Annotated in this window: 14 protein-coding genes; 9 read left to right on the top strand and 5 right to left on the bottom strand. The window is 62.5% G+C overall.

What is annotated here, in order from left to right; translation table 11 throughout:
* The first annotated feature begins 9 nt into the window (after positions 1–9).
* The 4 genes from ABM428_RS06685 (at position 10) to ABM428_RS06670 (ending at position 3338) form a co-directional block, all read left to right on the top strand.
* Positions 10–1395, top strand: coding sequence for a hypothetical protein (locus tag ABM428_RS06685; protein ID WP_353628313.1), 1386 nt, complete (start codon positions 10–12; stop codon positions 1393–1395).
* Positions 1396–1463: 68 nt separating this feature from the next.
* Positions 1464–1898 (top strand): VOC family protein, encoded by a 435-nt coding sequence (locus ABM428_RS06680; RefSeq protein WP_005852400.1) that lies wholly within the window; start codon positions 1464–1466, stop codon positions 1896–1898.
* 4 nt (positions 1899–1902) lie between these two features.
* Positions 1903–2613, top strand: coding sequence for a DUF1194 domain-containing protein (locus ABM428_RS06675; protein WP_353628312.1), 711 nt, complete (start codon positions 1903–1905; stop codon positions 2611–2613).
* Positions 2610–3338, top strand: a complete 729-nt coding sequence (locus ABM428_RS06670) for a DUF1194 domain-containing protein (protein WP_353628311.1) — start codon at positions 2610–2612, stop codon at positions 3336–3338. The genes ABM428_RS06675 and ABM428_RS06670 overlap by 4 nt, the downstream gene beginning before the upstream one ends.
* Here the strand turns inward: ABM428_RS06670 and ABM428_RS06665 are convergent.
* The 3 genes from ABM428_RS06665 to ABM428_RS06655 form a co-directional block, all read right to left on the bottom strand.
* On the bottom strand, positions 3332–3832 hold the full coding sequence (locus ABM428_RS06665) for a MarR family winged helix-turn-helix transcriptional regulator (protein ID WP_037943810.1): 501 nt from the start codon (positions 3830–3832) through the stop codon (positions 3332–3334). The genes ABM428_RS06670 and ABM428_RS06665 overlap by 7 nt on opposite strands.
* A 112-nt stretch (positions 3833–3944) precedes the next feature.
* Complete coding sequence (locus ABM428_RS06660; RefSeq protein ID WP_353628310.1) at positions 3945–4211, bottom strand: succinate dehydrogenase assembly factor 2; 267 nt, start codon at positions 4209–4211, stop codon at positions 3945–3947.
* Positions 4204–4602 carry a helix-turn-helix domain-containing protein gene (locus ABM428_RS06655; protein WP_005852388.1) on the bottom strand — a complete coding sequence of 133 codons (399 nt, stop codon included), beginning with the start codon at positions 4600–4602 and terminating at the stop codon, positions 4204–4206. Before ABM428_RS06655 ends, ABM428_RS06660 begins: the two co-directional genes overlap by 8 nt.
* An 89-nt stretch (positions 4603–4691) precedes the next feature.
* Between ABM428_RS06655 and ABM428_RS06650 the strand changes: the two genes are divergently transcribed.
* Together ABM428_RS06650 and ABM428_RS06645 are read left to right on the top strand one after the other, a co-directional pair.
* Positions 4692–5894 (top strand): pyridoxal phosphate-dependent aminotransferase, encoded by a 1203-nt coding sequence (locus tag ABM428_RS06650; RefSeq protein ID WP_184582590.1) that lies wholly within the window; start codon positions 4692–4694, stop codon positions 5892–5894.
* Positions 5895–5916: 22 nt separating this feature from the next.
* Positions 5917–6312: a hypothetical protein gene (locus ABM428_RS06645; RefSeq protein ID WP_005852384.1), complete on the top strand. Its 396-nt coding sequence runs from the start codon at positions 5917–5919 to the stop codon at positions 6310–6312.
* Between the two features lie 29 nt (positions 6313–6341).
* Here the strand turns inward: ABM428_RS06645 and ABM428_RS06640 are convergent, their stop codons facing one another.
* Entirely contained in the window at positions 6342–7715 is a 1374-nt protein-coding gene (locus ABM428_RS06640; protein ID WP_005852382.1) for an MATE family efflux transporter, read from the bottom strand.
* Between the two features lie 145 nt (positions 7716–7860).
* On the opposite strand from ABM428_RS06640, the gene ABM428_RS06635 reads away from it, so the two are divergent.
* Both ABM428_RS06635 and ABM428_RS06630 read left to right on the top strand, forming a co-directional pair.
* Entirely contained in the window at positions 7861–9012 is a 1152-nt protein-coding gene (locus ABM428_RS06635; protein ID WP_353628309.1) for a dienelactone hydrolase family protein, read from the top strand.
* Complete coding sequence (locus ABM428_RS06630; RefSeq protein ID WP_353628308.1) at positions 9009–9881, top strand: alpha/beta hydrolase; 873 nt, start codon at positions 9009–9011, stop codon at positions 9879–9881. Before ABM428_RS06635 ends, ABM428_RS06630 begins: the two co-directional genes overlap by 4 nt.
* 28 nt (positions 9882–9909) lie before the next feature.
* Here ABM428_RS06630 and ABM428_RS06625 read toward each other — a convergent pair whose 3' ends face one another.
* Positions 9910–10587 carry a dimethylsulfonioproprionate lyase family protein gene (locus ABM428_RS06625; RefSeq protein ID WP_132996886.1) on the bottom strand — a complete coding sequence of 226 codons (678 nt, stop codon included), beginning with the start codon at positions 10585–10587 and terminating at the stop codon, positions 9910–9912.
* Positions 10588–10737: 150 nt separating this feature from the next.
* Between ABM428_RS06625 and ABM428_RS06620 the strand changes: the two genes are divergently transcribed.
* Entirely contained in the window at positions 10738–12699 is a 1962-nt protein-coding gene (locus ABM428_RS06620) for a type IIA DNA topoisomerase subunit B (protein ID WP_005852372.1), read from the top strand.
* Positions 12700–12771 lie beyond the last annotated feature (72 nt).

The following is a 12771-nucleotide window of genomic DNA, read 5'->3' as shown; positions in this document are numbered from 1 at the left end:
GGCTGTATCGTGTCTTTCGCCAATTGCGCCTTCGGCTGTGCAGTGGCCGGGCTCTGCCTGCTGAACAGTGATCCTGTCGCGGCAGAGCAGTCGGTCGCGTTGTCCCTGCCAGAGGCCCGATCATTGGCGGTCCATGCGCTGAAGGGTGAACGCCCTGCTCTGGCGTCGCAGATCGCGCGAGGGTTGCTGATCGCGGACCCGCATTCGGCGTATGCGCACTATGTTCTGGCCACAGCGCATGCAGATATGGGGCACGGAACGGATGGGCGAAAGTCTGCGGCCCGCGCCTACCGCTATGCAGACAACAGGGTACAGAAGTTTCAGGCCGCGGAACTGGCAGCACGGCTGACCTTTGCAGATGGGCACCCGACCCTCACTCAGCTTTGGCTTAGACGTGCCGTTCAAAACGCCCCGACCCCGGAGATAGAAGAGCAGCTTGCGCGTGACTATGCCCGTGTGCGGCGTGAGAATCCGTTTCGCTTTTCTATAACAGGCGGGGTGAAGCCCTCTAGCAATGTCAACAATGGTGCTGACACCGCACAGCAGGTGATCGACGGCTTGCCGTTTACCGGGCGGCTCAGCGGATCGGCGCAGGCCCTATCGGGTATCGTCGGTACCGTCGACGCGGTCGTCGGGTACCGTTTGCGGAGCACTCAAAAGACGCGGACGGATCTTTCGGGTCGCCTGTTTGTACAACGTGTGGCGCTTGATAGCGGGTCGCATGATTTGGCACCTGAAGCACGTAACAGTGATTTCGGAGCAACCTATGCAGATGTTTCACTTCGGCAGTCCTTCGCGGTCGGCGCGGCGGGCGGAAGCGCCGATGTAACCGGATCGCTTGGCGAATACTGGTCGGGAGGCGACCGCAGCTATTCATTCATGCGTGTTGGCGTCGGTCGCCGCTGGCAGCTGTCTGCTTCGACTTCGGTTTCCATGGGCGCGACGCTAGAAAAACGGTTTAGTGAACGAATTAGTTACTTTGACAGTAACACCGTGTCCCTGATTGTAGGGTCCCAACACAAGCTCGCTTGGGGTGATGGTATCGGCGTTTCCGTTAATCTACGCGAGACCGACAGCGACTTCGTCAACTATGCCTCGCAAGCCGCGTCCCTACGGTTAAGCTATAGCTTCGCCGATCAAATCGGTCCGGCGGTTGTGAACGCAGGCTTAACCTTGGGAAAAACCGACTACGACACCTATTTTGCGGTTTTCGATGTCCCCGGTGGCAAGCAAGACTACGCAACCTATGCTGACGTTAACATCATGTTACCCGATGTGGACTATGCGGGGTTTGCGCCCAGTGTGACTTTACGCGCCGGACGGACGCGATCCAATGTCAGCCGGTTCGAAACGAGCGAGTTTTCCGTCTCATTGGGATTTCAGTCAAAATTCTGACATCCGCTGGCAACCGCCGCCAGCCGTGCTACCCTGCAGGTCGAAGACGAAAGCAAAGGAGCCAACCCATGCCGATCAAATATTTGCACACGATGGTGCGCGTCAAGGATCTGGAGAAATCGCAAGCCTTCTACGAGCTGCTGGGCCTGAAAGAGCGCCGCCGGATCGACAATGAGGATGGGCGGTTTTCGCTGATTTTCATGTGCCCTCCCGGGCAGGACGACGGCCATGCGGATGTGGAGCTGACCTATAACTGGGACGGCGATGATGCGCTGCCCGATGACAGCCGTCATTTCGGGCACCTCGCCTATACCGTTGAAAACATTTATGAAACCTGCAAGATGCTGCAAGAGAACGGGATCACGATCAACCGTCCTCCGCGCGACGGGTATATGGCGTTCATCCGGTCGCCCGACAATGTGTCGGTCGAATTGCTGCAAGAAGGGGACCGGCTGGAGCCGCAGGAACCCTGGGCCAGCATGGAAAACACCGGCCATTGGTAAGCCGATGATCCGGGCGGCCTTCCTTGCCACAGCGCTGGGCGTCGCACCCGCGGCCCTTGCGGCGGCGGAGTGTCGGCTGGCGCTGCTGCTGGCGATGGATGTGTCCAGTTCGGTTGATGCGGTCGAGGACCGTTTGCAGCGTGGCGGCACCGCCGCCGCGTTGCTGTCAGACCCGGTGCGGCGGGCGTTTTTCGCCAGCGATCTGCCGGTGGCGCTGGCCGTCTATGAATGGTCGGGGCGCTATAACCAGCAGATCGTGCTCGATTGGCAGATGATAGACTCGCCCGACGATCTGACGCGCGCGGCGGGCGTGGTGGCGGGCAGCCAGCGCAGTCATAATGATTTTCCCACGGCCATGGGCTATGCGCTGGGGTTTGGTGCGGCGGTCATGGCGCGGGCACCGCGTTGTTTATACAAGACAATTGATCTGGCGGGGGACGGTCAGAACAACGAGGGTTTTGGCCCGCCGCTGGCCTATCGGTCGTTTGATTTTGACGATGTGACGGTCAACGGGTTGGTGGTGAATGCCGCCGATTTCGAGGCCGAGACGGGGCTGATCGCCTTTTACAAACGCGAGGTCTTGCATGGCCCCGGTGCGTTTCTGGTGATCGCCAACGGGTTCGAGGATTTTGAACGCGCGATGCGGATCAAGCTGGAACGCGAGCTGACGCCCCCTGCGATTGGCAGCCTGCCCTTGGCCGAGGACGCGGGATGATCCGCGCCGGGGTTGCGGCCCTTGTTGGCGCAACGCTTTGGGCGTCGACTGGCGTGGCGGAGTGTCGGCAGGCCTTAGCCTTGGGGCTGGATGTGTCGGGGTCCGTCGATGCGCGGGAGTACCGCTTGCAATTGGACGGGGTCGCCGGGGCCTTGGACGATCCGGCGGTGCGCGCGGCGATCCTGTCGGCACCGGAGGCACCGGTGTCCCTGTTGGTCTATGAATGGAGCGGTCCGACAGACCAGCGCGTTATTGCCCCGTGGCGGTCGATCAGTGATGCCGCCGCCCTGCAAGAGCTGATTGACGGGCTGCGACAGGTGGAGCGCGCGGCGGCGTCGCCCGGCACCGCGCTTGGCGTGGCGGTGGCAGCGGGGGCGGCCTATCTGGCGCAGCGGCCCGCATGTTTGAAGCACACGCTTGATATCTCGGGCGACGGGATATCCAACCTTGGGCCCCGCCCCCGTGACGTGAAACGACAGCTGGCGGGGCGTGAGTTGACGGTGAACGCGCTGGTGGTCGAAGCGGCGGGGGAGGACAGCACGCTGACGGGGTATTTCATGGCAGAGGTGATCACCGGCCCCGGTGCCTTTGCCCTGCCCGCCGCTGGGTTTGATGCCTATCAATCCGCCATGACCACCAAGCTGCTGCGCGAGCTGGCGGTGCTGTCGCTGGCGCAACTGGGTGACGAAGCCCCGCCCGCCCTGCGCGCCCTGCGCGGTCAGTAGATATAGCGGATCTGGTCCGTCCAGTAGCGTTCCATCCGCTTGAGCGCGCGGGTGATGTCATCCATGCCCGATGCGCCCAGCGCGCCCTTGTGCATCAGCCCGCTGGCGTGGCGACCAAACAGGTCTGACACGACTCCGCTGATGTGACGCCCCTTGCCGGTCAGCCGCACCCGCACCGAGCGGCGGTCGATCTGGCAGCGCTGGTGGTGCATATAGCCCATATCCACCAGTTTTTTCAAATTATAGCTGACGTTGCTGCCCTGATAGTAACCGCGGCTTTTCAACTCTCCGGCGGTGACTTCATTGTCGCCGATGTTGAACAGCAGCAGCGCCTGCACGGCGTTGATGTCCAGCACGCCGACGCGTTCGAATTCATCCTTGATCACGTCCAGCAGCAGGCGGTGCAGCCGTTCAACCAGCCCGAGCGCATCGAGGTAGCTTTGCATGAATCCCGCCTCTGACGGGGGGATGGGAATGGGGTTTTGGATACTCATATTCAACTCCGACATTGCGATTGGGGCGGAAGCTGAAGATAAAAATAAAATATATCGTTAAACCGGACGGATGTCGGCGCGCGGGGGCCGACATCCGCAGGGGAAACCGCGCCTAAAGCGGGTTCGCCGCCAGATGGGTCTGGATGTCCGCGATCAGCGCGGTAAAGGGTTCGGGCGCAGGTGTTTGCCCCGTAACCCATTGATAAAGGTCGTGATCATTCTCGCTTAGCATGTCGTCATAGAGCGACAATGCCGCGTCATCCATCGTCGCGAGACGGGTTACGGCATAAGAAGGTAAAATGAGATCCATTTCCTTAATACCTCGCCGCATGGAGCGCATATGCAGACGTTTGACCTTGTGTTCGTGCAGCTCAGCCATGGGTGTTCCCTTTGAAAATCCGGCGTAGTTTCTTTTCGAGACGGCCCATTTGTTCGGCCCGTTTCAACAGATCGGCGCGCATGTCGCGCAGTTCGATCAATGCTTCTTTGATATTGGCGTCGGTGGCGGCGGTGTCATCGGGGGCGTCGATGCCTTCGCCCTCGCCGTTGATCAGCCACATCATCGACACGCCCAGAACCCCGGCGAGCGTGGACAGGCGGTTGGCGCGGGGTTCGGACAGGTCGTCTTCCCAGCCGCGCAGGGTGGATTGCTTGATCCCCAACCGCTTGGCGAGCGCGGCTTGCGTCATATCCGCGTTCTCGCGCGCGGCGGCGACCCGGTCGCCAAAGGTTGCCACGTCGGATGCGTACCAGTCTTCGTTCTCGGCCATTGCGTCTCTCCTGTTTGGACCGATCTGGCTTGATCGGTGCGGGGGTGCGCCCTATGAGGGTGCTGCACACATATCAAACTGAGGCCGAAATGGAACTGCTGTCCAAGACCCTTGCGCGCGTAAAACCGTCGCCCACCATCGCCGTGACCCAAAAAGCTGCCGAGCTGAAGGCCGCAGGCAAGGATGTGATCGGGCTGGGGGCCGGAGAGCCGGATTTCGACACGCCACAGAACATCAAGGACGCCGGTATCGCCGCGATCACCGCGGGCAAGACCAAATATACTGCCGTGGACGGTATCCCCGAGCTGAAGCAGGCGATTTGCGCCAAGTTCAAGCGCGACAACGGGCTGGACTATACGCCGTCTCAGGTCAGCGTCGGGACCGGTGGCAAGCAGATCCTGTACAACGCGCTGATGGCCACGATGAACCCCGGTGAAGAGGTCGTGATCCCTGCGCCCTATTGGGTCAGCTACCCCGATATGGTGCTGCTGGCCGGTGGCACGCCGGTGATTGCCCCCGCGACGCTGGAGAATGATTTCAAGCTGACCCCAGAGGCCTTGGAAGAGGCGATCACGCCCAACACGAAATGGTTCATCTTCAACTCGCCCTCGAACCCCACAGGCGCGGGCTATAGCTGGGATGAGCTGAAGGCGTTGACCGATGTACTGATGCGTCACCCCCATGTCTGGGTGATGACCGATGATATGTATGAACATCTGGCCTATGATGATTTCAAATTCTGCACCCCCGCGCAGGTGGAGCCCGCGCTGTATGACCGGACATTGACGGTCAACGGTGTGTCCAAAGCCTATGCCATGACCGGCTGGCGCATCGGCTATGCAGCGGGGCCAGAAAAGCTGATCGGCGCGATGCGCAAGGTACAGTCGCAATCCACGTCGAACCCCTGCACCGTCAGCCAGTGGGCCGCGGTGGAGGCGTTGAACGGCACGCAGGATTACATCGCCGAGAACAACAAGATGTTCACCCGCCGTCGCAATCTGGTGGTGGATATGCTGAGCGAGATCGACGGCATCGTCTGCCCCAAACCCGAAGGCGCGTTCTATGTCTATCCGTCCATCGCGGGGCTGATTGGCAAGACCACCCCGTCGGGCGTCACCATCACCGATGACGAGGTTTTCGCCACGGCGCTGCTGGAAGACACCGGCGTTGCCGTCGTCTTTGGCGCGGCCTTTGGCCTGAGCCCGAACTTCCGCATCAGCTATGCCACCTCGGACGCGGCGTTGAAAGAAGCCTGCACCCGTTTGCAGCAGTTCTGCGCCGCGCTGAGCTAAGCCAGACCGTAAAGGAGCCCCCATGGCGAGCGACCTGCCAGAGTATTACTTTCGCGTGCGCGAGAATGGCGCGGCGGTGTTTCGCGTGGATGCAGAGAACCGCCAGCGGCGGATCGAGATGGACCAGATCGCCGTTGTGAACATCCGCAACGGCGAGATCAAACCCCAAGGCGATCGCGTGCTGTCGGACGGCGATCTGGAGCGTATCCGCCAGTGGATGACCGAGCGCGCACAGGTGCTGGCGCAGCGCGACATCGACGATATCCACCGTGCGGTGGATTATCTGAACCTGACAACGCAGTGGGTGCAGTCAAAGGCCACGGACGACCAGCTTGATGCCGTCACGGACGCGCTGCTGTTGGCGATGCATGATCTGCGCAGCACGTTGGTACGCAAGAAGGCCGACCGGCTGCCCTAGGCGAAGCGGCTGCCGGTCAGCAGGTGGTGTTACGCGGCTGCGGGGTCTGTTGGCCCCAGCCGTTTCAGCACGCTGCCCCAGAAGCGCGCGTTCAGCAGGATCGCCGCCACGCCAAGACCAAAGACCAGCCCGAGCCAGACGCCGACCCCTTCAAGATCAAAGACAAAGCCCAGCAGATACGACGCGGGCATGCCCACGATCCAGTAGCTGAAGCCCGCAAGGAGCATCGGCACTGTGGTGTCCTGCACTCCGCGTAGAATGCCCAAGGCCACGGCCTGCGCGCCATCGACAAGCTGGAACAGTGACGCCATCGCCAGCAGCCCCACCCCGATCACAAGGATCTGGTCGCGCGCGGGTTCGTCACGTTGCATGAACAGGTTGATCAGCGGTTCGGGCCACATCACGAAGACAAAGATCGTCAACACTGCGACCAGCGCCGACATCACCGTCGCGGTAATCGCGCCACGCGCCAGATGCGCCGGATCGCGGCGGCCATAGGCATTGCCTGCGCGGATCGTGGCCACGTTGCTGATACCGAGGTGCACCATAAAGGTGATCGACGCCAGTTGCAGCGCGATGCCGTGGGCAGCCAGTGCAACAGTGCCCAGCCAGCCCATCATGACGGCGCTGGCGGCAAAGAGCCCGACCTCGCTGAGCCCTGTGAAGCCGATGGGCAGGCCAAGGCGGAAAACACGGGCCAGCATCTCCCAATCGGGGCGCCAGAGGCGGACAAACATCTGGTGTTGCGGCATTTTCCACAGCACATAGATCACCACGGCAACCAGCGACACGCTGTGCGACGTGACAGAGGCGATGGCCGCACCGCGCACGCCAAGCTCTGGCGCGCCCCAGTTGCCGAAGATGAACGCATAGTTGGCCAGCACATTCGCGACGCCCGCCAGCAGCGTGATCCAGAGCACGACCTGTGTGCGTTCCAGCGCGGCGAGGTAGCTTTTGAGCACCATGACCATCAGTGCGGGGAAGATGCCCCAAGCGGCAATAAACAGATAGCCGTCCACCATATCGGCCAGCGCCTGATCCTGCCCCATCAACGCCATGATCGGCCGCGACCAGATCATCAGCGGCAGCGCCAGCACGGCAAAGCCCATCGACAGCCACATGCCCATACGGGTGGCGCGACGCAGGCCGACCTCGTCGCCCTCGGCGTCAAAGGCCGCGACCAGCGGCATCACGCCCCATGCAAAGCCCGATCCAAAGATCAGCAGCACGAAGAAATAGGTGCTGGCGAGGGTGACAGCGGCCAGCGCCTCTACGCTGTACCAGCCCGCCATGACCGTATCGGAGACCCCGATCGCGATCTGCCCCAGATGCCCGCCTACAAGCGGAAGCCCCATCACGGTGATGGCTCGGGCGTGGCCCGGATATGTCATTTGCTGTGTCATGCGCCTTTCCTACGCCGCCCCGCCCGCAAGGGGAAGAGCCGATGACCTAGGGGAAGGCAGCGCGGCGGTCTGCGTGGTCGGGCGGGCTTGCACCCTGCGGCTGGCCGCGCCACAGTCGCGACACCGAAGTTGGGAGGATACCGCCTTGCACAACCGCATCGATCTGCTGCGCCCCGACGCGCCAGCGCTGGCGCTGGCGCAGCGTGGCCCCCATCCCGTCGGCGTGACCACCCTGACCGCCGCTGTGTCCGACACGCGCCAATTGACGCTAGAGGTCTGGTATCCGGCGGCCGAGGGCACGGGTGCGGGGACGTCCTATGCCACCTTGCTGCGCGACGGTGTGACGCCGACTGTGTTGCACGGGTCGGCCTGCCGCGAGGCTTTTGTCGCCACGGGATTTTCCGCGCCGCTGATCGTGATCTCGCACGGGTATCCCGGGAACCGCTTTTTGCTGAGCCATCTGGCGGAATCCCTTGCGCGCCAAGGGTTTGTCGTGGCGGCACCGGATCACGCGGGCAGTACCTACGAGGATCAGCAAGCCTTCGGGGTGACGTTGCTGAACCGTCCGCTGGACCAGCGCGCGGTGATTGACGCGATGGAGGCGCTGACGGGCCCCTTGGGCGATCTGGTGGCGTGTCGCCGCGTCGGGCTGATCGGCTATTCCATGGGCGGCTACGGGGCGATGATCTTTGGCGGGGCCGGTCTGGCCGAGACGGCGTTGCAGCATCCGCGCGCGCCCGAGGGCGGCAGCCTTGCGCGGCATCTTGCGGGGTCAAAGACCCACGCCGCCCTGCGCGACCCGCGGCTGTGCGCGATCATGCCCATCGGCCCTTGGGGCAACGGGCAGGCGATGTGGGATGCCGGTGGGCTGGCGCAGATGGACACGCCGCTGTTCATGATGGCCGGCACCGTCGATGATGTATCAGACTATGCCGCGATGCGCCGCCTCTTCACCGGCTGCGCCAGCGACCGCTATTTGTTAAGCTTTATCAACGCGGGCCATAATGCCGCCGCACCGATCCCTGCCCCGCTGGAAAGCTGGGCGCATTCGGATCTGCTGGGGTGGGCACCGTTCCAGCACTATGCCGATCCGGTCTGGGACACGCTGCGCATGAACAATATCGCGCAACATTATGCGGCGGCCTTTATGGGGATGCATCTGCGCGGTGACGACACCGCAGGGATGCTGGACGGGGCTGACTGGCCCGGTTTCGCCCCGGGCTCCGCCGCAGGGCTGCGACTGGAGCATTTGCCCGCAGGCCCCGCCCCGGACAAACCGAAAAGGAAGACGACATGACCGCCCATTGGACCGAAACCCGCCAGATCAACGGCAATCCTTTCTTTATCCGCCACTGGGGCGATGAGAACGCGCCCAAGCTGCTGATGCTGCATGGCTTTCCCGAATATTCGGGCGCGTGGAACGATCTGGCCCCGCTGCTGGCCAAGCGGTTCCACTGCATTGCCCCCGACCAGCGCGGCTATGGGCAAAGCTGGCGACCCGCCGAGGTAGAGCAGTATAAGACATCGAAGCTGGTGGCGGATATGGCGGCGTTGATCGGGGACGAGCCCGTGATCCTGCTGGGCCATGACTGGGGGGCCTCTGTCGCCTATGCGCTGACCATCGGGCGGCCTGATCTGGTATCGAAGCTGATCATCATGAACGGCGTCCACCCCGCCCCCTTTCAGCGCGAGCTGGCCAAGGGCGGCGCGCAGACCGACGCGTCGCAATACATCCATTTCCTGCGCCGTGAGGGGTCAGAGGATATTCTGGCCGCGGATGATTTCGACAAGCTGATGGGGCTGTTCTCGGCGCATATGGATATGAGCTGGCTAGAGGGCGAGACGCTGGCGGGCTACAAGGCAGCCTGGCGTGATGCGGCGGGGCTGCGCGGGATGGTGAACTGGTATCGCGCCTCTCCGCTGAAACTGGGGGCCGAGGGCGAGGCGATTGATGACGCGCTGAGCTTTGATCCGGCGCGGTTGCAGGTGCGCTGCCCGCATCTGCTGGTCTGGGGCACCGCTGATACCGCGCTGCTGCCCGAGACGACCCGCGGGCTTGAGGACTACGCCACCGACCTGACCCGCGTCACCATCGAGGGCGCGGATCACTGGCTGCACCACCAAAAACCGCAAGAGGTGGCGGAGGCCATTCTGAACTGGCTTTAGGCCGCCCCTGCCCCGTCCCGCGCGTTATTTACGGGCGCGGGCGGGCGCGGGTAAAGACCATTTTCTGCTGGTGCAGATCGGCAGGATCGCCCATCCACGCATAGGCCAGAAGCGCCGGTTCGCGGTCGCCCACGGTGATGCGGTGCAGATGTTCGGGCGGGTTAAAGATCATCGAACCGGGCACATAGACGCCCTGATGGTTCTCGGACACCGCGCCGGACAGACAGACGTAGCTTTCTGTGATCCCCTTATGGGCATGCGCCGGATAGGTGCAGCCCGGTGCGAAGAGCACCACGCCCAGAATGATATCATGGCTGACAACCGGCCCCTGCGCCCCTGCCAGTTCGGCATAGGCATAGCTGTGGGTCAGCCCCTTGGGGACTTTCTCGTAGCCGTATTGCCAGCTGAGGTCATGGGCCACGGCATCCAGCGCCCGGACCGCGGGGGCCAAGGCCCCCTGCTTGCCCTCGTCCAGCGCGCGGCGCAGATGGGCGGTGACGGGCTTTTCCGCACGCGGCTGCAACCGCAGTTCGGCATTGCCCCGCAGCAGCCTTGCAATGGCCTCGCGCGCTTTGCGTTGATGGCTTTTGATCCGGTCGCTGCCGCCCGCGGGCAGGTAGCGATAAAGCTCGTCACATTCCTGCATCATATAGCGCCAGTCGGGCACATCTCGCAGGGTGGTGGGGGCGGCGGTGTCAAACGTCATGGCAAGCCTTCCAACGGTTTCCTGCCCCGATGATAGCAAAGGCACAGCCGCAGGAAACACCGCATTGCGACGTCATCCGCCCTTCCCCCGACCATAGCGCTCTGGCATAGTGGGAGGCTCAACAAAAGCAACAGACAGGCAGGCCCCTACATGTCCGATCTTCTTTCCGGTGCGCAGAGCAACGCCAAGGAATATGATGCCTCTTCGATCCAGGTTCTTGAGGATATGGAGCACGTGCGCCTGCGCCCCGGCATGTACATCGGGGGCAAGGACGATCGCGCGCTGCACCATATGGTCGCGGAAATCATCGATAACTCGATGGACGAGGCCGTCGCGGGCCATGCCACCTGGATTGAACTGGAACTGCATGAAAACGGCCATGTCACCGTGCGTGACAACGGGCGCGGCATCCCCACCGATCCGCACCCCAAAGACCCCAGCAAATCGGCGCTGGAGATCATCTTTTGCACGCTGAACGCGGGCGGCAAATTCTCGGGCGATTCGTACGAGACTTCGGGCGGTCTGCACGGCGTGGGGTCGTCCGTGGTCAACGCGCTGTCGGATCACCTGCGGGTCGAGGTCGCGCGCAACCGCGAGCTGTTCGCGATGGAGTTTTCGCGCGGCATCCCCCAAGGCAAGCTTGAAAAGATCGGCGCGGCCCCGAACCGGCGCGGCACGGCTGTCACCTTCCACCCCGATGCAGAGATCTTTGGCCCGCTCAAGCTCAAGCCCGCGCGGCTGTTCGCGATGGCGCGGTCCAAGGCCTATCTGTTTTCCGGCGTCGAAATCCGCTGGAAATGCGGCCAGCAGGACGGCGACACCCCACAAGAGGCGACGTTCCACTTCCCCGGCGGCTTGTCGGACTATCTGAACGAAACGCTGAAAGGGTCGACAACCTACGCCGAGCACCCCTTTGGCGGCACCGTCGACTTCCGCGAGAAGTTCAACGCACCGGGCAAGGTCGAATGGGCGATCAACTGGACGCCGTCGCGCGATGGCTTCATCCAGTCCTATTGTAACACCATCCCCACCCCCGAAGGCGGCACCCACGAGGCGGGCTTCTGGTCCGCGATCCTGAAAGGCGTCAAAGCCTACGGAGAGCTGGTCGGCAACAAGAAGGCCGGCACCATCACCCGCGACGATCTGATCACCGGTGGCTGTGCGCTGGTGTCCTGCTTTATCCGCGAGCCTGAATTCGTCGGCCAGACCAAGGACCGTCTGGCGACGGTGGACGCGCAGCGCATGGTGGAAAACGCCGTGCGCGACCACTTTGACAACTGGCTGGCAGCGGATACCAAATCTGCGGGTGCGATCCTTGATTTTCTGGTGCTGCGCGCTGAAGAACGCCTGCGCCGCCGTCAGGAAAAGGAAACCGCCCGCAAGACCGCCACCAAGAAGCTGCGCCTGCCCGGCAAACTGACCGACTGTACCTCCAAGACCCGCGAAGGCACCGAGCTGTTCATCGTGGAGGGCGATTCCGCCGGTGGCTCCGGCAAGGGCGCGCGCAACCGGAACACGCAAGCCTTGCTGCCGCTGAAGGGCAAGATCCTCAACGTGTTGGGGGCCGCGTCGAGCAAGCTGAACACCAATGCCGAGATCAACGATCTATGCGAGGCGCTTGGCGTCGGGATGGGCACGAAGTTCAACCTTGATGACCTGCGTTATGACAAGATCATCATCATGACCGATGCGGATGTCGACGGGGCCCATATCGCGGCGCTGCTGATGACGTTCTTTTACACCCAGATGCGCCCGATGATCGACGCCGGGCACCTCTACCTAGCCTGTCCGCCGCTTTACCGTCTGACCCAAGGGGCCAAGCGCGTCTATGTGGCGGATGATGCGGAAAAGGACATGTGGCTGGAAAAAGGCCTGGGCGGCAAAGGCAAGATCGATCTGCAACGCTTCAAGGGTCTGGGCGAGATGGACGCGAAAGACCTGAAAGAGACCACGATGGACCCCACCACCCGCAAGCTGATCCGCGTCACCGTCGACGAAGACATGCCCGGAGAGACCGGCGATCTGGTCGAGCGTCTGATGGGGAAGAAACCGGAGCTGCGCTACCAGTATATTCAGGAGAACGCCCAGTTTGTGGAGGAGCTGGATGTTTGAGGGGGGGGGGTGAAAACAGGTGATCTATGAATCTGGGATATGGCGAAAGGGCTTAATTTCAGCGTCGTCTCA

This window comes from Sulfitobacter sp. TCYB15 (genome assembly GCF_040435955.1).
Taxonomy (GTDB): domain Bacteria; phylum Pseudomonadota; class Alphaproteobacteria; order Rhodobacterales; family Rhodobacteraceae; genus Sulfitobacter; species Sulfitobacter pontiacus.
This window is presented reverse-complemented; position numbering and strand designations above follow the sequence as displayed.

What these genes read in the sequence shown, in the direction of transcription:
- ABM428_RS06680 (WP_005852400.1), top strand. Translation starts at nt 1,464, where the DNA reads ATGCCGATCAAATATTTGCACACGATGGTGCGCGTCAAGGATCTGGAG.
- ABM428_RS06630 (WP_353628308.1), top strand. Translation starts at nt 9,009, where the DNA reads ATGACCGCCCATTGGACCGAAACCCGCCAGATCAACGGCAATCCTTTC.
- ABM428_RS06675 (WP_353628312.1), top strand. Translation starts at nt 1,903, where the DNA reads ATGATCCGGGCGGCCTTCCTTGCCACAGCGCTGGGCGTCGCACCCGCG.
- ABM428_RS06645 (WP_005852384.1), top strand. Translation starts at nt 5,917, where the DNA reads ATGGCGAGCGACCTGCCAGAGTATTACTTTCGCGTGCGCGAGAATGGC.
- ABM428_RS06625 (WP_132996886.1), bottom strand. Translation starts at nt 10,587, where the DNA reads ATGACGTTTGACACCGCCGCCCCCACCACCCTGCGAGATGTGCCCGAC.
- ABM428_RS06620 (WP_005852372.1), top strand. Translation starts at nt 10,738, where the DNA reads ATGTCCGATCTTCTTTCCGGTGCGCAGAGCAACGCCAAGGAATATGAT.
- ABM428_RS06655 (WP_005852388.1), bottom strand. Translation starts at nt 4,602, where the DNA reads ATGGCCGAGAACGAAGACTGGTACGCATCCGACGTGGCAACCTTTGGC.
- ABM428_RS06670 (WP_353628311.1), top strand. Translation starts at nt 2,610, where the DNA reads ATGATCCGCGCCGGGGTTGCGGCCCTTGTTGGCGCAACGCTTTGGGCG.
- ABM428_RS06660 (WP_353628310.1), bottom strand. Translation starts at nt 4,211, where the DNA reads ATGGCTGAGCTGCACGAACACAAGGTCAAACGTCTGCATATGCGCTCC.
- ABM428_RS06650 (WP_184582590.1), top strand. Translation starts at nt 4,692, where the DNA reads ATGGAACTGCTGTCCAAGACCCTTGCGCGCGTAAAACCGTCGCCCACC.
- ABM428_RS06640 (WP_005852382.1), bottom strand. Translation starts at nt 7,715, where the DNA reads ATGACACAGCAAATGACATATCCGGGCCACGCCCGAGCCATCACCGTG.
- ABM428_RS06665 (WP_037943810.1), bottom strand. Translation starts at nt 3,832, where the DNA reads ATGAGTATCCAAAACCCCATTCCCATCCCCCCGTCAGAGGCGGGATTC.